Source organism: Escherichia sp. WS1450, from assembly GCF_046487395.1.
GTDB lineage: Bacteria > Pseudomonadota > Gammaproteobacteria > Enterobacterales > Enterobacteriaceae > Escherichia > Escherichia coli.
Map to the genome: position 1 here is coordinate 86,683 of NZ_JBJQJO010000017.1, position 19,157 is coordinate 105,839.

Sequence of the window (19,157 nt, forward strand, 5' to 3'; positions counted from 1 at the left end):
AATGGCATACCTGGTGGCAGTAACCGCCTGCGTAAGCGGCGTGGCGCATACATATATGGCGGCGGAACGGCTGGAAAAGTTGTGCCAGTTAGAGAAGTGGGGCGTCAGCATTGAAACCCAGGGCGCGTTGGGAACGGAGAATCGTTTAGCGGACGAGGATATCCGCCGGGCGGATGTTGCGCTGTTAATTACGGATATCGAGCTTGCCGGTGCTGAGCGATTTGAACATTGCCGCTATGTGCAATGCAGCATCTACGCTTTCCTGCGTGAGCCGCAGCGGGTGATGAGCGCGGTGCGCAAAGTGCTTTCTGCGCCGCAGCAAACCCATCTTATTCTGGAGTAGTCGGTTTTTCTGTCAGTTGGCTGTGGTACTGACGACGATATTCCGACGGCGAGCGTTCGGTATTTTTACGAAACAGACGGCAGAAGTAGTTGCTGTCGACAAAGCCGCAGGCGTGCGCCACTTCTTTTACCTTCAGGTCATAGCCTTTCAATAACGTCTTAGCGTGCTCCAGTCGCGTGTGATTCAGGTATTCGTTAAAACCAATGGCCCCTGTTTTTTGAAACAGGTGCGAGAGATAGTTTGGTGAAATATAGAACGCCTGTGCGACAGATTCGCGGGTAAGCGCGGAGGCATAGCGTTCGTCGATATAATCGCGAATAGCTTCGAATAGTGCCTGGCTGCGTGAGGCGGTCTGGATTTGGCTGCCAAGCAAATCGCGGCAGTGGCTAAGCAGGCTGGCGACGATAAGCCTTGCCGTTTGCTGCTCCTGCGGCTGCATTTGCATTTCATTGAGCGTTTGTAGCAGAAAAGAACCTATGCGTGGGCCGCGCCGGGCGACGTGTTGCTTCGCCAGATTTTGATATTGTTTGCCATCCCATTGCACGACGCTGAAGCCGAGTTGCTGTTTGCCAAACAGCACGCTAAAGGTAGTGGCGGGGGCTTGCCATTGTGGAAAATTCCAGCCACCAGCAGGAACGTACAGCACATCGCCGGGAACTAACGTTGCTCCAGCACCGGTATCAACAAACTCACCTTCCAGCACAATTTCCAGCCGTGGAAAATCGACCTGATACGCAAGATCGGGCACCGGGCCGTTACTGCTGGCAAAGTAAATCTGGCGCAGGGACAGCGGGCCGTTGATCAGGCGGGAGAGCAGATAGCTGACGTCGTGATACATGTTATTCCCTTAGGTATGTAGACGGGAAAACAGTAACTGGCATTATTAAAAAAGGCCACCTGAAAAGTGTGGCCTGAGGGGAGTTCGATGTAAACATTGCGGCAGTTTCAGTCGACTTGTATTGCCGGATGCGGCGTAAACGCCTTATCCTGCCTACCGCCGCGATCTGTAGGCCGGATAAGACGCGTCAAGCGTCGCATCCGGCAAATAGCACTTGGCTGATAATTACTGATTACCCACCTGATCGCCATACGGCAGTGTGTCGTAATCGATCAGCGCATTTTTCTTATACGGGTTACCAATCCAGCGGGTAGTTTCTTTGAACTGCGGATTCACCACTGAACGGGTTGGATCGTAACCGTCGTAAGATAAACCCGCCAAATCTGACCAGGTGTGGATCAGTTCCGCCAGGCTGTATTTACGATCAACATCCTGCGAGAAATCACGCGGATGAGTCGCTTGCCATTTTTCTGACGTCCACAGCAGGAACGGAATGGTGTACATATGACGCGTCGGGTTGTCCTCATTACGCCCCTGAGTTTTGTGCGGCGGCGTGTCGTAAACCTCTTCACCGTGGTCAGAGAAGTAAACCAGGAAACCGTTCGGGTCTGCTGCTTTAAAGTCTTTAATCAGGCTGGCAACCACATGATCGTTATACAGGTTAGCGTTGTCATAATCGTTATATGACTCCAGCTCTTCTGCGCTTAGTCCCGGCGGAACATGATCGGTATTGCCATCAAACTTGCCCTGATTTTCCGGGTAGCGGTATTTGTATTTGATATGCGTACCCAGCAGATGAACGATGATCAGTTTCTTCGGCGCAGGGTCATTCAGCACTTCCTGGAACGGCTTCAGCACGTTGGTGTCGTATTCACGCGCACTCTGCGTACGTTGCTGGTTCATGTAGTACTGCTTGTCGGTCTGGCGCGAAAATACCGTCAGCATGGTATTGCGGGCGGTCATCGTCTGCTGGTTGGTGATCCAGAAGGTTTTATAACCCGCCTGTTTCATCATGTTCATCAGCGACGGCTGCGTCAGATACAGATCCGGGTTCTTTTCATTGGCAAAGGTCAGCGCCTGTTGCAGGATTTCAATGGTGTACGGACGAGACGTCACCACGTTATTAAACACGGTCAGATTCGGATCGGTTTTATGCAGCGCATCCAGCTCCGGCGTGGTTTCACGCGGATAACCGTACAGACTCATGCGGCCACGCTGGGTCGACTCGCCAATCACCAGCACTAAAGTGCGCGGTTCGTTACCCGATTCATCTTTGAAATTCGCCAGCGGCGGCAAGGCATTATTTTCATTCAGTAGCTTTGTTAGCGAGTTTAGTTGCTGACGATACTGATAATAGCCGGTCAGGAATTGCCACGGTGCGGCAGGCTCCATACGCGATGCCAGGTTATCCAACGTTTTCTCAAATGGCTTGTTTTTGATAAACGTATTCATGGCGATCGGATGCAGAATCAAGCCATAAAGTAGGGCAAAAGAGACAACATAACGCCACGGCTTTGGAATATAGACCGGGCGCAGGCGTGTCCACAGCAGAACTGCCACCGCCGTATAGGCCAGCGCGATAAGCACAATTTTCAGGCTGAAATACTGGCTTAAATACTCGCTGGCTTCGTTGGTGTTGGTTTCAAACATCACAAACAGAACGCTCTGCGAGAACTCCTGACCGTAGATGACGTAGTAGCACAGCGCCGCCAGAGAGGCCGCCCATAGCACCACGCCGATCACTGCGGCAATAATTTTAATCCGCTTCGGAAAGAGGAATATCGGGATCAACCACAGCGAACTGAATAACAGCGAGTCGCGAATGCCGTTAGTGCCACTATAACCACTGATGTAAATAATGGCCTGTAGCAGAGTAGAGAAAAACCAAAAGTAGAGCAGTGCCCAACCCAGGGCTTTCCAGCTAAAAAGGGGTTTAGCTTGGACTTCTGTGGAATGCATAGTAAGAACCTGTCTTGAAAAAAATATCGCCGAATGTAACGACAATTCCTTAAGGATATCTGAAGGTATATTCAGAATTTGAATAAAATGCAGACAGAAATATATTGAAAACGAGGGTGTTAGAACAGAAGTATTTCAGAAAACCCTCGCGCAAAAGCACGAGGGTTTGCAGGAGGGGAAGATTAGCCGGTATTACGCATACCTGCCGCAATCCCGGCAATAGTGACCATTAACGCCTGTTCGACGCGAGGATCCGGTTCCTGGCCTTCTTTTTCTGCCTGGCGGGAGCGGTGCAGCAACTCGGCCTGCAATACGTTCAGCGGGTCGGTGTAAATATTCCGTAGCTGAATAGACTCTGCAATCCACGGCAGATCGGCCATCAGATGGGAATCGTTGGCAATCGCCAGCACCACTTTGATGTCTTCTTCTTGCAGATTGCGTAACTCTTTACCTAACGGCCACAGTGCTTTGTCTACCAGACGTTGATCATAGTACTCCGCCAGCCACAGGTCTGCTTTGGCGAAGACCATCTCCAGCATGCCGAGACGCGTCGAGAAGAATGGCCAATCGCGGCACATAGCCTCCAGCTCGCTCTGTTTGCCATCTTCGACCACTTTTTGCAGTGCCGTACCTGCACCCAGCCAGGCGGGGAGCATCAGGCGGTTTTGCGTCCATGCAAAAATCCACGGAATGGCGCGCAGCGACTCGACGCCGCCAGTCGGGCGACGTTTCGCCGGACGTGAACCCAACGGCAGTTTGCCCAGTTCCTGTTCCGGCGTAGCGGAGCGGAAGTAAGGCACAAAATCTTTGTTTTCACGTACGTAGCCACGGTAGAGATCGCAGGAGATGACTGACAGTTCATCCATAATGCGACGCCAGCTCTCTTTCGGCTCAGGTGGTGGCAGCAGGTTGGCTTCCAGAATCGCCCCGGTGTACAGCGACAGGCTGCTGACGGTGATTTCTGGCAGACCATATTTAAAGCGGATCATCTCGCCCTGTTCAGTCACGCGCAGGCCGCCTTTCAGGCTTCCTGGCGGTTGTGACAGCAGCGCCGCATGAGCAGGTGCGCCGCCGCGACCAATGGAACCGCCGCGACCGTGGAACAACGTCAGTTCAATACCCGCTTTTTCGCAGGTTTTGATTAATGCATCCTGTGCCTGATATTGCGCCCAGGAAGCCGCCATCACGCCCGCATCTTTTGCTGAGTCGGAATAGCCAATCATCACCATCTGTTTGCCCTGAATCAGGCCGCGATACCAGTCGATATTCAGTAGCTGAGTCATGACATCGTTGGCGTTGTTCAGGTCATCGAGAGTTTCAAACAGCGGAGCAACCGGCATCGCAAAGCCGATACCCGCTTCTTTCAGCAGCAGGTGGACAGCCAGCACGTCGGACGGCGTTTTCGCCATCGAGATCACGTAGGCGGCAATGGAGCCTTGCGGTGCTTCGGCAATCACCTGGCAGGTATCGAGCACTTCGCGCGTTTCGGCGCTTGGTTGCCAGTTGCGCGGCAGAAGCGGACGTTTGGAGTTCAGTTCGCGGATCAGGAATGCCTGTTTGTCGGCCTCTGACCAGCTTTCATAATCGCCGATGCCGAGATAGCGGGTCAGCTCGCCCAATGCTTCGGTATGGCGGGTGCTCTCCTGGCGGATATCAATGCGCACCAGCGGTACGCCGAAACATTTCACGCGACGCAGAGTGTCGAGCAGATCGCCGTTGGCGATAATACCCATGCCACATGCCTGAAGGGACTGGTAGCAAGCGTAGAGCGGTTCCCACAGTTCTTCGTTTTGTGTCAGCAGGCCTTCTGGTTTTGGCAGTTCTTCGCCTTTCAGGCGCGCTTCCAGCCATGCCTGTGTCGCCATCAGGCGAGAACGCAGGTTTTTCATCAGATAGCGATACGGTTCTGCGGCACCTTCTTCGCCGACCAGCGCCAGCAGTTCAGGGGTTGCTTCAACCATCGACAGTTCAGAAACCAGCACCTGAATATCTTTCAGGAACAGATCGGTGGCTTTCCAACGGCTGAGCAGCAGGACGTGGCGGGTGATATCGGCCGTGACGTTCGGGTTGCCGTCGCGGTCACCACCCATCCACGAGGTAAAACGCACCGGAACAAATTCGACGGGCAGTTTGTAGCCGAGGTTCTCTTCCAGTTGTTCGTTCAGTTCGCGCAGGTAATTCGGTACGCCTTGCCACAGGCTGTTTTCTACTACAGCAAAGCCCCATTTGGCTTCATCTACCGGGCTTGGGCGCAGCTTACGGATTTCATCGGTATGCCATGACTGGGCGATTAACTGGCGCAGGCGACGCATCAGCTGGTTGTGTTCGTAGTCAGCGATATCTTTGTTATCGAGCTGTTTTAAACAGGCGTTCACTTCCACCATTTTGTGGATCAGTGTACGACGGGTAATTTCGGTTGGGTGAGCCGTGAGGACCAGTTCCAGCGACAGCGATTCCACTGCTTTTTTGATGGTGTCTTCGCTCAGTTCCGGCTGGTTTTTCAGTTTACGCAGGGTGCGGGCGATCACTTCCGGGTTGCTGGCAGCTTCGCCTTTCGGCGAAATGCTGTGGTATTGCTCGGCGGTGTTGGCCAGGTTCAGGAACTGACTAAACGCACGCGCAACGGGCAGCAGCTCGTCGTTCGACAAATTTTGTAAGGTGGTGAGCAACTCCTGGCGGTTAGCATCATTGCCAGCGCGTGAAGATTTCGACAACTTACGGATAGTTTCTACGCGTTCAAGAATGTGTTCTCCCAACGCATCCTTGATGGTTTCTCCCAGCACTTTGCCGAGCATACTGACATTACTACGCAATGCGGAATATTGTTCGTTCATATTACCCCAGACACCCCATCTTATCGTTTGATAGCCCTGTATCCTTCACGTCGCATTGGCGCGAATATGCTCGGGCTTTGCTTTTCGTCGTCTTTTATAAAGCCACGTAAAAGCGGTGACGTCAAATGCTGCGAAATCGCTTCAGCAAACGAATAAATAGCAGGAATTTACGCCATTAAATTCACGACGCTTTAAATAAGCGTAACTTATGGGAATGTTAAAAAATCGTCTCAATTAACACCAAAGGTGTAGGTCGGATAAGATGTGCAAGCATCGCATCCGACATTGTTTGGCCTACGTTTTAATGCCAGCAAAAATGGTGAATCACCTGGGTGATCAGTTCGCGGGTGGGCTTGATAAACCTCGTCTCCAGATATTCATCAGGCTGATGAGCCTGATTAATTGAGCCAGGCCCCAGAACCAGCGTCGGGCATAACGTTTGAATAAACGGCGCTTCGGTACAGTAATTCACCACTTCGGTCTTTGCTCCGAGCAATTTCTCAACCACTTCAACCAGTTGATGATTCGGTGGGCATTCATAGCCAGGGATCGGCGGATGCAGCTCGTCGACCGTCAGACGACCCGGCCAGCGTTCGCTCACTGGAGCCAATGCATCGTTGAGCAAACCATTAAGTTCATTGAGTGTCATGCCTGGCAGCGGACGAATATCCATATGCAACTCACAGCAAGCACAAATACGGTTAGAAGCGTCGCCACCGTGAATATGCCCGAGGTTGAGCGTGGGGTATGGCACGGTAAACGCTTCGTAGTGATAACGTTCTTTCAGCTTATCGCGCAATTGCAAAATATGCCCGATGGCGTCGTGCATCAGTTCGATAGCGTTAACTCCGCGTGCTGGATCGCTGGAGTGGCCCGACTGGCCCTGAATACGGATGGCGTTAGAGATATGACCTTTATGTGCGCGTACCGGTTGTAGTGACGTCGGTTCGCCAATGATGGCGCAATCCGGGCGCAGGGCAGTAGTTTCGGCAAAATAACGCGCTCCGGCCATACTGGTTTCTTCATCGGCAGTCGCCAGAATGTAGAGCGGTTTTTTCAGTTTCGTGACGTCGACATCGCGTAGCGCATCAAGGATAAACGCAAAAAAGCCTTTCATGTCGGCGGTGCCTAAGCCGTAAAGCTTGCCGTCATGCTCCGTCAGTGTAAACGGATCGCGCGTCCAGCGTCCGTCATCAAATGGCACCGTATCGGTATGCCCCGCCAGCAACAAGCCGCCAGCCCCCTGTCCGGTACTGGCCAGCATATTAAATTTGTTGCGAGTTCCTGGCACAGGCTGCACTTCCACATTGAAGCCTAAATTTTTAAACCAGTCCGCCAGCAGAGTGATTAAATCTGCATTGCTTTGATCGAGTGCCTCTTCCGTGGCGCTTATTGAAGGTGTGGCAATCAGAGCACGGTAAATCTCGATAAATGGCGGTAATTTGTTTTTCATTGTTGACACACCTCTGGTCATGATAGTATCAATATTCATGCAGTATTTATGAATAAAAATACACTAACGTTGAGCGTAATAAAACCCACCAGCCGTAAGGTGAATGTTTTACGTTTAACCTGGCAACCAGACATAAGAAGGTGAATAGCCCCGATGTTGAATACGCTGATTGTGGGTGCCAGCGGCTACGCTGGCGCAGAGCTAGTGACCTATGTAAATCGCCATCCGCATATGAACATAACCGCTTTGACTGTTTCAGCGCAAAGCAATGATGCGGGAAAGTTAATCTCCGATTTGCATCCGCAGCTAAAAGGCATCGTTGATCTGCCGTTGCAGCCGATGTCGGATATCAGCGAGTTTAGCCCAGGGGTGGACGTGGTGTTTCTCGCCACCGCCCATGAAGTTAGCCACGATTTAGCGCCGCAATTTCTTGAAGCCGGCTGCGTGGTGTTCGACCTTTCCGGCGCGTTTCGTGTTAACGACGCCACCTTCTATGAAAAATATTACGGCTTTACCCATCAGTATCCGGAACTGCTGGAACAGGCAGCCTACGGTCTGGCCGAGTGGTGCGGTAATAAATTAAAAGAAGCGAACTTGATTGCCGTGCCAGGCTGTTATCCGACGGCGGCACAGCTGGCGCTGAAACCGTTGATTGATGCCGATCTTCTTGACCTCAATCAGTGGCCGGTAATCAACGCCACCAGCGGTGTGAGCGGTGCAGGACGTAAGGCAGCGATTTCAAATAGTTTTTGTGAAGTTAGCCTACAACCGTATGGCGTCTTTACCCATCGCCATCAACCAGAGATCGCCACACACCTCGGTGCTGACGTTATCTTCACCCCGCATCTGGGCAATTTCCCGCGCGGCATTCTCGAAACCATTACCTGCCGCCTGAAACCGGGTGTGACCCAGGCGCAAGTCGCGCAAGTGTTACAGCAGGCGTATGCCCATAAACCGCTGGTGCGATTGTATGACAAAGGCGTTCCGGCGCTGAAAAATGTCGTTGGGCTGCCATTTTGCGATATCGGGTTTGCCGTTCAGGGCGAGCATCTGATTATTGTGGCGACCGAAGACAACTTACTGAAAGGCGCGGCGGCACAAGCGGTACAGTGCGCCAATATTCGTTTCGGCTATGCGGAAACGCAGTCTCTTATTTAAGGGTGCAATGATGAATCCATTAATTATCAAACTGGGCGGCGTACTGCTGGATAGTGAAGAGGCGCTGGAACGTCTGTTTAGTGCACTGGTGAATTATCGTGTGTCACATCAGCGTCCGCTGGTGATTGTGCACGGCGGCGGTTGCGTGGTGGATGAGCTGATGAAAGGGCTGAATCTGCCGGTGAAAAAGAAAAACGGCCTGCGGGTGACGCCTGCTGATCAGATTGACATTATCACCGGAGCACTGGCGGGAACGGCAAATAAAACCCTGCTGGCATGGGCGAAGAAACATCAGATTGCGGCCGTAGGTTTGTTTCTCGGTGACGGCGACAGCGTCAAAGTGACCCAGCTTGATGAAGAGTTAGGCCATGTTGGACTGGCGCAGCCAGGTTCGCCTAAGCTTATCAACTCCTTGCTGGAGAACGGTTATCTGCCGGTGGTCAGCTCCATTGGCGTAACAGACGAAGGGCAACTGATGAACGTCAATGCTGACCAGGCAGCGACGGCGCTGGCGGCAACGCTGGGCGCGGATCTGATTTTGCTCTCCGACGTCAGTGGCATTCTCGACGGCAAAGGGCAACGTATTGCCGAAATGACCGCCGCGAAAGCAGAACAACTGATTGAGCAGGGCATTATTACTGACGGCATGATAGTGAAAGTGAACGCGGCGCTGGATGCTGCGCGCACGCTGGGCCGCCCGGTGGATATCGCCTCCTGGCGTCATGCGGAACAGCTTCCGGCACTGTTTAACGGTATGCCGATGGGTACGCGGATTTTAGCTTAAGTTTTGTTAGCCGGAGGCGCAGCTTTCCGGCATTAAATTTCAAAATAAGGAAACAGAGTTATGGCACTTTGGGGCGGGCGTTTTACCCAGGCAGCAGATCAACGGTTCAAACAATTCAACGACTCACTGCGCTTTGATTACCGTCTGGCGGAGCAGGATATTGTTGGCTCTGTGGCCTGGTCCAAAGCCCTGGTAACGGTCGGTGTGCTGACCGCAGAAGAACAGGCGCAACTGGAAGAGGCGCTGAACGTGCTGCTGGAAGATGTTCGCGCCAGGCCACAACAAATCCTTGAAAGCGACGCCGAAGATATCCATAGCTGGGTGGAAGGCAAACTGATCGACAAAGTGGGTCAGTTAGGCAAAAAACTGCACACCGGGCGTAGCCGTAATGATCAGGTAGCGACTGACCTGAAACTGTGGTGCAAAGATACCGTTAGCGAGTTGCTGACGGCTAACCGGCAGCTGCAATCGGCGCTGGTGGAAACCGCACAAAACAATCAGGACGCGGTGATGCCAGGTTACACTCACCTGCAACGCGCCCAGCCGGTGACGTTCGCGCACTGGTGCCTGGCCTATGTTGAGATGTTGGCGCGTGATGAAAGCCGCTTGCAGGATGCACTTAAGCGTCTGGATGTCAGCCCGCTAGGCTGTGGTGCGCTGGCGGGAACGGCCTATGAAATCGACCGTGAACAATTAGCAGGCTGGCTGGGATTTGCCTCAGCGACCCGTAACAGTCTCGACAGCGTTTCTGACCGTGACCACGTGCTGGAACTGCTGTCTGCTGCCGCTATCGGCATGGTGCATCTGTCGCGTTTTGCTGAAGATCTGATTTTCTTTAACACCGGCGAAGCGGGGTTTGTCGAGCTTTCTGACCGCGTGACTTCCGGTTCATCATTGATGCCGCAGAAGAAAAACCCGGATGCGCTGGAGCTGATTCGCGGTAAATGCGGTCGTGTGCAGGGCGCGTTAACCGGCATGATGATGACGCTGAAAGGTTTGCCGCTGGCTTACAACAAAGATATGCAGGAAGACAAAGAAGGTCTGTTCGACGCGCTCGATACCTGGCTGGACTGCCTGCATATGGCGGCGTTGGTGCTGGACGGCATTCAGGTGAAACGTCCGCGTTGCCAGGAAGCGGCTCAGCAGGGTTACGCCAACGCCACTGAACTGGCGGATTACCTGGTGGCGAAAGGCGTACCGTTCCGCGAGGCGCACCATATTGTTGGTGAAGCGGTGGTGGAAGCCATTCGTCAGGGCAAACCGCTGGAAGATCTGCCACTCAGTGAGTTGCAGAAATTCAGTCAGGTGATTGACGAAGATGTCTATCCGATTCTGTCGCTGCAATCGTGCCTCGACAAGCGTGCGGCAAAAGGCGGCGTCTCACCGCAGCAGGTGGCGCAGGCGATTGCTTTTGCGCAGGCGCGGTTGGGGTAAGAACATTTATATGTACAAATTTGAGCCTGGCTTATCGCCGGGCTTTTTTATGGCAAAAAAAAGCGGATCCTGGAGATCCGCAAAAGTTCACGTTGGCTTTAGTTATTCGAGTTGAGAAACTCTCGAAACGGGCAGTGACTTCAAGGGTTAAAAGAGGTGCCGCTCCGTTTCTGTGAGCAATTATCAGTCAGAATGCTTGATAGGGATAATCGTTCGTTGCTATGCTACCTATCGCCGCGAACTATCGTGGCAATGGAGGATGGATAATGAATATTCGTGATCTTGAGTACCTGGTGGCATTGGCCGAACACCGCCATTTTCGGCGTGCGGCAGATTCCTGCCACGTTAGCCAGCCGACGCTTAGCGGGCAAATTCGTAAGCTGGAAGATGAGTTGGGCGTGATGTTGCTGGAGCGGACCAGCCGTAAAGTGTTGTTCACCCAGGCGGGAATGCTGCTGGTGGATCAGGCGCGTACCGTGCTGCGTGAGGTGAAAGTCCTTAAAGAGATGGCAAGCCAGCAGGGCGAGACGATGTCCGGACCGCTGCATATTGGTTTGATTCCCACGGTTGGACCGTACCTGCTACCGCATATTATCCCGATGCTGCACCAGACCTTTCCAAAGCTGGAAATGTATCTGCATGAAGCACAGACCCACCAGTTACTGGCGCAACTGGACAGCGGCAAGCTCGATTGCGTGATCCTCGCGCTGGTGAAAGAGAGCGAAGCATTCATTGAAGTGCCGTTGTTTGATGAGCCAATGTTGCTGGCTATCTATGAAGATCACCCGTGGGCGAACCGCGAATGCGTACCGATGGCCGATCTGGCAGGAGAAAAACTGCTGATGCTGGAAGATGGTCACTGTTTGCGCGATCAGGCAATGGGTTTCTGTTTTGAAGCCGGGGCGGATGAAGATACACACTTCCGCGCGACCAGCCTGGAGACGCTGCGCAACATGGTGGCGGCAGGTAGCGGGATCACTTTACTGCCAGCGCTGGCTGTGCCGCCGGAGCGCAAACGCGATGGAGTTGTTTATCTGCCGTGCATTAAGCCGGAGCCTCGCCGCACTATTGGGCTGGTTTATCGTCCGGGCTCACCGCTGCGCAGCCGCTATGAGCACCTGGCAGAGGCCATCCGCGCAAGAATGGATGGCCATTTCGATAAAGTGTTAAAACAGGCGGTTTAAACCGTTTAACGCAGCTACCCGATAGGCTTCCGCCATCGTCGGGTAGTTAAAGGTGGTGTTGACGAAGTACTCAATAGTGTTGCCGCCACCTTTCTGTTCCATAATCGCCTGACCGATATGAATAATTTCGGCAGCGCGCTCGCCAAAGCAGTGAATACCCAGAATCTCTTTTGTTTCCCGATGGAACAAAATTTTCAGCGTGCCCACGTTCATGCCGACGATTTGTGCGCGTGCCAGATGTTTGAACTGGGCGCGGCCCACTTCATACGGCACTTTCATCGCGGTCAGCTGCTGTTCGGTTTTGCCCACAGAGCTGATTTCCGGGATGGTGTAAATGCCGGTAGGGATATCTTCAATCAGATGTGCGGTGGCTTCGCCTTTCACCAGCGCCTGCGCGGCAATGCGCCCCTGGTCATAGGCCGCCGACGCTAGGCTCGGATAACCAATCACGTCGCCCACCGCGTAAACGTGTGGCTGTGCGGTCTGATACATGCTGTTGACCTTCAGCTGTCCGCGACTGTCAGTTTCCAGCCCAATGTTCTGTAACGCCAGCGAATCGGTATTACCGGTGCGACCGTTGGCATAGAGCAGACAGTCAGCTTTCAGTTTTTTACCCGACTTCAGATGCATGATCACACCGTCGTCACAGCCTTCGATCTTCTCGTACTCTTCGTTGTGACGAATCACTACGCCACTGTTCCAGAAGTGATAGGAGAGAGAATCTGACATCTCTTGATCGAGAAATGCCAGCAGGCGATCGCGGGTATTGATCAGATCCACTTTTACATCCATACCGCGGAAGATCGACGCATATTCACAGCCGATCACTCCAGCACCGTAAATCAGCACATGGCGCGGTTCGTGGTGCATGCTAAGAATTGAGTCGCTGTCGTAAATGCGTGGATGGGTGAAATCAACATCTGTTGGATGATATGGACGAGAGCCGCAGGCAATAACAAATTTTTCAGCGGTTAGTGTTTCGACGCTGCCGTCCGGGCAATCCAGCGCCAACGTATGCTCGTCAACAAAGCGAGCGTTCCCCTGCAATATTTCACAGTGATTACGTTCGTAAAATCCCTGACGCATGCGCGTTTGTTGATTAATCACGTTATCGGCATGGTTAAGGATATCGGCAAAAGAAGAGCGGAGCAGTCGGGAATGGTCGCTGTAAAGTGGGTTTTGATTGAATTCTATAATGCGGCTGACGGCGTGACGGAGAGCTTTCGACGGGATGGTGCCCCAGTGGGTGCAACCGCCGCCAACACTTTGATAACGCTCGATAACTGCGACGCGCGCACCTTGCTTAACCAGGCCCATTGCAGCGCCTTCGCCGCCGGGGCCGGAACCTATTACTATGGCATCGTAATCGTAGGAATGTGGCATGGTAGGGCTTACCTGTTCTTATACATAAAAGCAACAGAATGGTAACATTTTATCGCGGGTAAGCCAATTGATCCCCGTCATTTATCTGGCTATAACTTGAGCGGGCTTTGCTTTATCTGTTTCTTACTTTTGACCTGAACGTTTTATTGGATTTTTATCGACGATACTCTCCGTTTAAGCGGCAGGTTTCCTTTGTACGTAAAAGAACCGGCCAAAGAATTGCAGTAAATATGTTTTATTGCGTTACCGTTCATTCACAATACTGGAGCAATCCAGTATGTTCATTCTCTGGTATAGTGCCAGCAGTACTTTTGGCAAGGATTCAGACATCGTGATGGGCGTAAGAGCGCAACAAAAAGAAAAAACCCGCCGTTCGCTGGTGGAAGCCGCATTTAGCCAATTAAGTGCTGAACGCAGCTTCGCCAGCCTGAGTTTGCGTGAAGTGGCACGAGAAGCAGGCATTGCTCCCACCTCTTTTTATCGGCATTTCCGCGACGTAGACGAACTGGGTCTGACCATGGTTGATGAGAGCGGTTTAATGCTACGCCAACTCATGCGTCAGGCGCGTCAGCGTATCGCCAAAGGCGGGAGTGTGATCCGCACCTCGGTCTCCACATTTATGGAGTTCATCGGTAATAATCCTAACGCCTTCCGGTTATTATTGCGGGAACGCTCCGGCACCTCCGCTGCGTTTCGTGCTGCCGTTGCGCGTGAAATTCAGCACTTCATTGCGGAACTTGCGGACTATCTGGAACTCGAAAACCATATGCCGCGTGCGTTTACTGAAGCGCAAGCCGAAGCAATGGTGACAATTGTCTTCAGTGCGGGTGCCGAGGCGTTGGACGTCGGCGTCGAACAACGTCGGCAATTAGAAGAGCGACTGGTACTGCAACTGCGAATGATTTCGAAAGGGGCTTATTACTGGTATCGCCGTGAACAAGAGAAAACCGCAATTATTCCGGGAAATGTGAAGGACGAGTAATGAAACAAGCAAATCAAGATAGAGGTACGCTGCTGCTGGCGCTGGTGGCTGGCTTATCGATTAATGGTACTTTCGCAGCGCTGTTTAGCTCCATTGTGCCATTTTCTGTATTCCCGATTATTTCCCTGGTGCTGACGGTTTATTGCCTGCATCAACGTTATCTTAATCGCACCATGCCGGTAGGCTTGCCGGGTCTGGCTGCTGCCTGTTTTATTCTCGGCGTACTGCTGTACAGCACGGTAGTTCGTGCGGAGTATCCGGATATCGGCTCTAACTTCTTCCCGGCAGTACTCTCCGTCATTATGGTGTTCTGGATTGGCGCGAAGATGCGTAACCGTAAGCAGGAAGTTGCTGAGTAATCGGAATCATGCCGGATGCTGATGCATCCGGCATGGGTTTTACTTCGCGGTCAGTAATACGCCGCACTCCATATGGTGCGTGTAGGGGAACTGATCAAACAGAGCCAGACGTTCAACCTTGTGCGTCTGGCTTAATGTTTCCAGATTCTTGCATAACGTTTCCGGATTGCAGGAGATATACAGAATACGTGGATACGCCTGCACCATTTTCTCGGTTTCACCGTCCAGACCGCTGCGTGGTGGGTCGACAAAAATGGTTTCGCACTGATAACTCTTTAAATCGATCCCTTGCAGGCGGTTAAACTCGCGTACGCCATTCATCGCCTGAGTAAATTCTTCTGCCGCCATACGAATAATTTGTACGTTATCAATATGGTTAGCGGCAATGTTGTATTGCGCGGCAGCGACCGACGGCTTAGCGATTTCGGTGGCTAATACCCGATCAAAATTGCGCGCCAGTGCTAATGAAAAGTTACCGTTGCCGCAGTACAGCTCCAGTAAATCGCCTTTTGAGCCTTTGGTTACGTCCAGCGCCCATTCCAGCATCTGAATATTCATCGCCGCGTTCGGCTGGGTAAAGCTGTTTTCTACCTGACGGTAGATCATCTCTTTCCCTGCGACCGGCAGACGTTCATCGATGTAATCTTGATCCAGCTCGATTTTGGTTTTCGTTGCCCGACCAATCAGATGCACATTCAGATTCTGCGCTCGCAGTGCATCGCGCAGGGCTTCCGCTTCCTGACGCCACTCATCATCCAGCTTCTTATGGTACAGCAGGGAAACCACCGCCTGATTACTCAGCGTGGTGAGGTAATCAATCTGGAACAACTTGTGGCGCAGAACGGGATTATTACGCACACCCGCAATCATCGCCGTCATCAACTGGTTGATAAGTTCACTGGCGGCGGGGAAGCTATCCACGCGGATGCGGCTTTTGGTTTGTTGATCGAAAATGATGTGATACAGGTCATCGCCATCGTGCCAGATGCGGAACTCCGCACGCATCCGGTAATGACTGACCGGCGAGCGAAACACTTCCGGAACCAGGTCAGAAAACGGTGCCATCATACTTTGCAAACGTACCACTTTTTCGGCTAACTGCGCTTCATACTGTTCTGTTGGAAGGTGTTCGGGGGTCATGATGTATCCTGAAAAATTAAAGTACGCGGCGATTGTAGGGATTGCTCATCAGATGTCCAGATCTTGATGAATTCCTATTTGTGAGCTACGTCTGGACAGTAACTTGTTACAACCTGTAGCATCCACTTGCCGGTCCTGTGAGTTAATAGGGAATCCAGTGCGAATCTGGAGCTGACGCGCAGCGGTAAGGAAAGGTGCGATGATTGCGTTATGCGGACACTGCCATTCGGTGGGAAGTCATCATCTCTTAGTATCTTAGATACCCCTCCAAGCCCGAAGACCTGCCGGCCAACGTCGCATCTGGTTCTCATCATCGCGTAATATTGATGAAACCTGCGGCATCCTTCTTCTATTGTGGATGCTTTACAATGATTAAAAAAGCTTCGCTGCTGACGGCGTGTTCTGTCACAGCCTTTTCCGCTTGGGCACAGGATACCAGCCCGGATACTCTCGTCGTTACTGCTAACCGTTTTGAACAGCCGCGCAGCACTGTGCTTGCACCAACCACCGTTGTGACGCGTCAGGATATCGACCGCTGGCAGTCGACCTCGGTCAATGATGTGCTGCGCCGTCTTCCGGGTGTCGATATCACCCAAAACGGCGGTTCAGGTCAGCTCTCATCTATTTTTATTCGCGGTACAAATGCCAGTCATGTGTTGGTGTTAATTGATGGCGTACGCCTGAATCTGGCGGGGGTGAGTGGTTCTGCCGACCTTAGCCAGTTCCCTATTGCGCTTGTCCAGCGTGTTGAATATATCCGTGGGCCGCGCTCCGCCGTTTATGGTTCCGATGCAATAGGCGGGGTGGTGAATATCATCACGACGCGCGATGAACCCGGAACGGAAATTTCAGCAGGGTGGGGAAGCAATAGTTATCAGAACTATGATGTCTCCACGCAGCAACAACTGGGGGATAAGACACGGGTAACGCTGTTGGGCGATTATGCCCATACTCATGGTTATGATGTTGTTGCCTATGGTAATACCGGAACGCAAGCGCAGACAGATAACGATGGTTTTTTAAGTAAAACGCTTTATGGCGCGCTGGAGCATAACTTTACTGATGCCTGGAGCGGCTTTGTGCGCGGCTATGGCTATGATAACCGTACCAATTATGACGCGTATTATTCTCCTGGCTCACCGTTGCTCGATACCCGTAAACTCTATAGCCAAAGTTGGGACGCCGGGCTGCGCTATAACGGCGAACTGATTAAATCACAACTCATTACCAGCTATAGCCATAGCAAAGATTACAACTACGATCCCCATTATGGTCGTTATGATTCGTCCGCGACGCTGGATGAGATGAAGCAGTACACCGTCCAGTGGGCAAATAACGTTACCGTTGGCCACGGTAATATTGGTGCGGGCGTTGACTGGCAGAAACAGACTACGACGCCGGGTACTGGTTATGTTGAGGATGGGTATGATCAACGTAACACTGGTATCTATCTGACCGGATTGCAACAAGTCGGCGATTTTACGTTTGAAGGCGCAGCCCGCAGCGACGATAACTCACAGTTTGGTCGTCATGGAACCTGGCAAACGAGTGCCGGTTGGGAATTCATCGAAGGCTATCGTTTTATCGCTTCTTATGGCACGTCGTACAAGGCACCTAATCTTGGGCAACTGTATGGTTTCTACGGAAATCCGAATCTGAATCCTGAGAAAAGCAAACAGTGGGAAGGCGCGTTTGAAGGCTTAACCGCTGGGGTGAACTGGCGTATTTCCGGATATCGTAACGATGTCAGTGATTTGATCGATTATGATGATCACACCCTGAAATATTACAACGAAGGGAAAGCGCGGATTAAGGGGGTCGAGGCGACCGCCAATTTTGATACCGGACCACTGACGCATACTGTGAGTTATGATTATGTCGATGCGCGCAATGCAATTACCGACACGCCGTTGTTACGCCGTGCTAAACAGCAGGTGAAATACCAGCTCGACTGGCAATTGTATGACTTCGACTGGGGTATTACTTATCAGTATTTAGGCACTCGCTATGATAAGGATTACTCATCTTATCCTTATCAAACCGTTAAAATGGGCGGTGTGAGCTTGTGGGATCTTGCGGTTGCGTATCCGGTCACCTCTCATCTGACAGTTCGTGGTAAAATAGCCAACCTGTTCGACAAAGATTATGAGACAGTCTATGGCTACCAAACTGCAGGACGGGAATACACCTTGTCTGGCAGCTACACCTTCTGAACCACGTCCCACCGTGCTGGTGTTTGACTCCGGCGTCGGTGGGTTGTCGGTCTATGACGAGATCCGGCATCTCTTACCGGATCTCCATTACATTTATGCTTTCGATAACGTCGCTTTCCCGTATGGCGAAAAAAGCGAAGCGTTTATTGTTGAGCGAGTGGTGGCAATTGTCACCGCGGTGCAAGAACGTTATCCCCTTGCGCTGGCTGTGGTCGCTTGCAACACCGCCAGTACCGTTTCGCTTCCTGCATTACGCGAAAAGTTCGACTTCCCGGTTGTTGGTGTCGTGCCGGCGATTAAACCTGCTGCACGTCTGACGGCAAATGGCATTGTCGGATTACTGGCAACCCGCGGAACTGTTAAACGTTCTTATACTCATGAGCTGATCGCGCGTTTCGCTAATGAATGCCAGATAGAAATGCTGGGCTCGGCAGAGATGGTTGAGTTGGCTGAAGCGAAGCTGCATGGCGAAGATGTTTCTCTGGATGCGCTAAAACGTATCTTGCGTCCGTGGTTAAGAATGAAAGAGCCGCCAGATACCGTTGTACTGGGGTGTACCCATTTCCCTCTACTACAAGAAGAACTGTTACAGGTGCTGCCAGAGGGAACCCGGCTGGTGGATTCTGGCGCAGCGATTGCTCGCCGAACGGCCTGGTTGCTAGAGCATGAAGCCCCGGATGCAAAATCTGCCGATGCGAATATTGCCTTTTGTATGGCAATGACGCCAGAAGCTGAACAATTATTGCCCGTTTTACAGCGTTACGGCTTCAAAACGCTCGAAAAACTGGCAGTTTTAGACTGATTTGGTTGAATGTTGCGCGGTCAGAAAATTATTTTAAATTTCCTCTTGTCAGGCCGGAATAACTCCCTATAATGCGCCACCACTGACACGGAACAACGGCAAGCACGCCGCCGGGTCAGCGGGGTTCTCCTGAGAATCTCAACAGAGAAAAGCAAAAAAATGCTTGACTCTGTAGCGGGGAAGCGTATTATGCACACCCCGCGCCGCTGAGAAAAAGCGAAGCGGCACTGCTCTTTAACAATTTATCAGACAATCTGTGTGGGCACTCGAAGATACGGATTCTTAACGTCG

15 protein-coding genes and 1 riboswitch are annotated in these 19,157 nt (G+C 52.1%); of the genes, 9 read left to right on the forward strand and 6 right to left on the reverse strand.

Annotated features, from left to right (window positions below):
* Position 1: 1 nt before the first annotated feature.
* Positions 2 to 343 carry a PTS fructose-like transporter subunit IIB gene (locus ACJHYR_RS18695; RefSeq protein ID WP_000323849.1) on the forward strand — a complete coding sequence of 114 codons (342 nt, stop codon included), beginning with the start codon at positions 2 to 4 and terminating at the stop codon, positions 341 to 343.
* On the opposite strand, the gene ACJHYR_RS18700 is transcribed toward ACJHYR_RS18695, so the two are convergent.
* The 4 genes from ACJHYR_RS18700 to argE form a co-directional block, all read right to left on the reverse strand.
* Positions 330 to 1,181 (reverse strand): AraC family transcriptional regulator, encoded by an 852-nt coding sequence (locus ACJHYR_RS18700; RefSeq protein WP_000274636.1) that lies wholly within the window; start codon positions 1,179 to 1,181, stop codon positions 330 to 332. The genes ACJHYR_RS18695 and ACJHYR_RS18700 overlap by 14 nt on opposite strands.
* A 225-nt stretch (positions 1,182 to 1,406) precedes the next feature.
* Positions 1,407 to 3,140, reverse strand: coding sequence for a phosphoethanolamine transferase CptA (locus tag ACJHYR_RS18705; RefSeq protein ID WP_000556273.1), 1,734 nt, complete (start codon positions 3,138 to 3,140; stop codon positions 1,407 to 1,409).
* A 182-nt stretch (positions 3,141 to 3,322) separates the two neighbouring features.
* The gene (gene ppc, locus ACJHYR_RS18710) at positions 3,323 to 5,974 is read right to left on the reverse strand and encodes a phosphoenolpyruvate carboxylase (protein ID WP_001005579.1); all 2,652 of its coding nucleotides are present in this window, start codon (positions 5,972 to 5,974) and stop codon (positions 3,323 to 3,325) included.
* Between the two features lie 301 nt (positions 5,975 to 6,275).
* Positions 6,276 to 7,427, reverse strand: a complete 1,152-nt coding sequence (gene argE / locus ACJHYR_RS18715) for an acetylornithine deacetylase (RefSeq protein ID WP_014639372.1) — start codon at positions 7,425 to 7,427, stop codon at positions 6,276 to 6,278.
* 153 nt (positions 7,428 to 7,580) lie between these two features.
* On the opposite strand from argE, the gene argC reads away from it, so the two are divergent.
* The 4 genes from argC (at position 7,581) to oxyR (ending at position 11,987) form a co-directional block, all read left to right on the forward strand.
* Positions 7,581 to 8,585 carry an N-acetyl-gamma-glutamyl-phosphate reductase gene (argC, locus tag ACJHYR_RS18720; protein WP_000935365.1) on the forward strand — a complete coding sequence of 335 codons (1,005 nt, stop codon included), beginning with the start codon at positions 7,581 to 7,583 and terminating at the stop codon, positions 8,583 to 8,585.
* Between the two features lie 7 nt (positions 8,586 to 8,592).
* On the forward strand, positions 8,593 to 9,369 hold the full coding sequence (gene argB / locus ACJHYR_RS18725) for an acetylglutamate kinase (RefSeq protein WP_001309116.1): 777 nt from the start codon (positions 8,593 to 8,595) through the stop codon (positions 9,367 to 9,369).
* A 60-nt stretch (positions 9,370 to 9,429) separates the two neighbouring features.
* Positions 9,430 to 10,803, forward strand: a complete 1,374-nt coding sequence (argH, locus tag ACJHYR_RS18730; protein ID WP_001230087.1) for an argininosuccinate lyase — start codon at positions 9,430 to 9,432, stop codon at positions 10,801 to 10,803.
* Positions 10,804 to 11,069: 266 nt separating this feature from the next.
* On the forward strand, positions 11,070 to 11,987 hold the full coding sequence (gene oxyR / locus ACJHYR_RS18735; RefSeq protein WP_001025935.1) for a DNA-binding transcriptional regulator OxyR: 918 nt from the start codon (positions 11,070 to 11,072) through the stop codon (positions 11,985 to 11,987).
* Here the strand turns inward: oxyR and sthA are convergent.
* The gene (gene sthA, locus ACJHYR_RS18740; protein ID WP_001120830.1) at positions 11,970 to 13,370 is read right to left on the reverse strand and encodes a Si-specific NAD(P)(+) transhydrogenase; all 1,401 of its coding nucleotides are present in this window, start codon (positions 13,368 to 13,370) and stop codon (positions 11,970 to 11,972) included. The two genes, oxyR and sthA, sit on opposite strands and share 18 nt — an antisense overlap.
* A 331-nt stretch (positions 13,371 to 13,701) precedes the next feature.
* Here sthA and fabR point away from each other — a divergent pair, with 331 nt between their 5' ends.
* Both fabR and ACJHYR_RS18750 read left to right on the forward strand, forming a co-directional pair.
* Complete coding sequence (gene fabR, locus ACJHYR_RS18745) at positions 13,702 to 14,352, forward strand: HTH-type transcriptional repressor FabR (RefSeq protein ID WP_001309117.1); 651 nt, start codon at positions 13,702 to 13,704, stop codon at positions 14,350 to 14,352.
* Positions 14,352 to 14,711, forward strand: a complete 360-nt coding sequence (locus ACJHYR_RS18750; RefSeq protein WP_000806411.1) for a YijD family membrane protein — start codon at positions 14,352 to 14,354, stop codon at positions 14,709 to 14,711. The genes fabR and ACJHYR_RS18750 overlap by 1 nt, the downstream gene beginning before the upstream one ends.
* 39 nt (positions 14,712 to 14,750) lie before the next feature.
* Here ACJHYR_RS18750 and trmA read toward each other — a convergent pair whose 3' ends face one another.
* Positions 14,751 to 15,851 carry a tRNA (uridine(54)-C5)-methyltransferase TrmA gene (trmA, locus tag ACJHYR_RS18755; protein ID WP_000187018.1) on the reverse strand — a complete coding sequence of 367 codons (1,101 nt, stop codon included), beginning with the start codon at positions 15,849 to 15,851 and terminating at the stop codon, positions 14,751 to 14,753.
* Between the two features lie 113 nt (positions 15,852 to 15,964).
* A riboswitch (cobalamin riboswitch) is annotated at positions 15,965 to 16,155 on the forward strand.
* Between the two features lie 64 nt (positions 16,156 to 16,219).
* Between trmA and btuB the strand changes: the two genes are divergently transcribed.
* Entirely contained in the window at positions 16,220 to 18,064 is a 1,845-nt protein-coding gene (btuB, locus tag ACJHYR_RS18760) for a TonB-dependent vitamin B12 receptor BtuB (protein WP_000591367.1), read from the forward strand.
* Positions 18,009 to 18,866 carry a glutamate racemase gene (gene murI / locus ACJHYR_RS18765; protein WP_001586526.1) on the forward strand — a complete coding sequence of 286 codons (858 nt, stop codon included), beginning with the start codon at positions 18,009 to 18,011 and terminating at the stop codon, positions 18,864 to 18,866. The genes btuB and murI overlap by 56 nt, the downstream gene beginning before the upstream one ends.
* Positions 18,867 to 19,157: the final 291 nt, after the last annotated feature.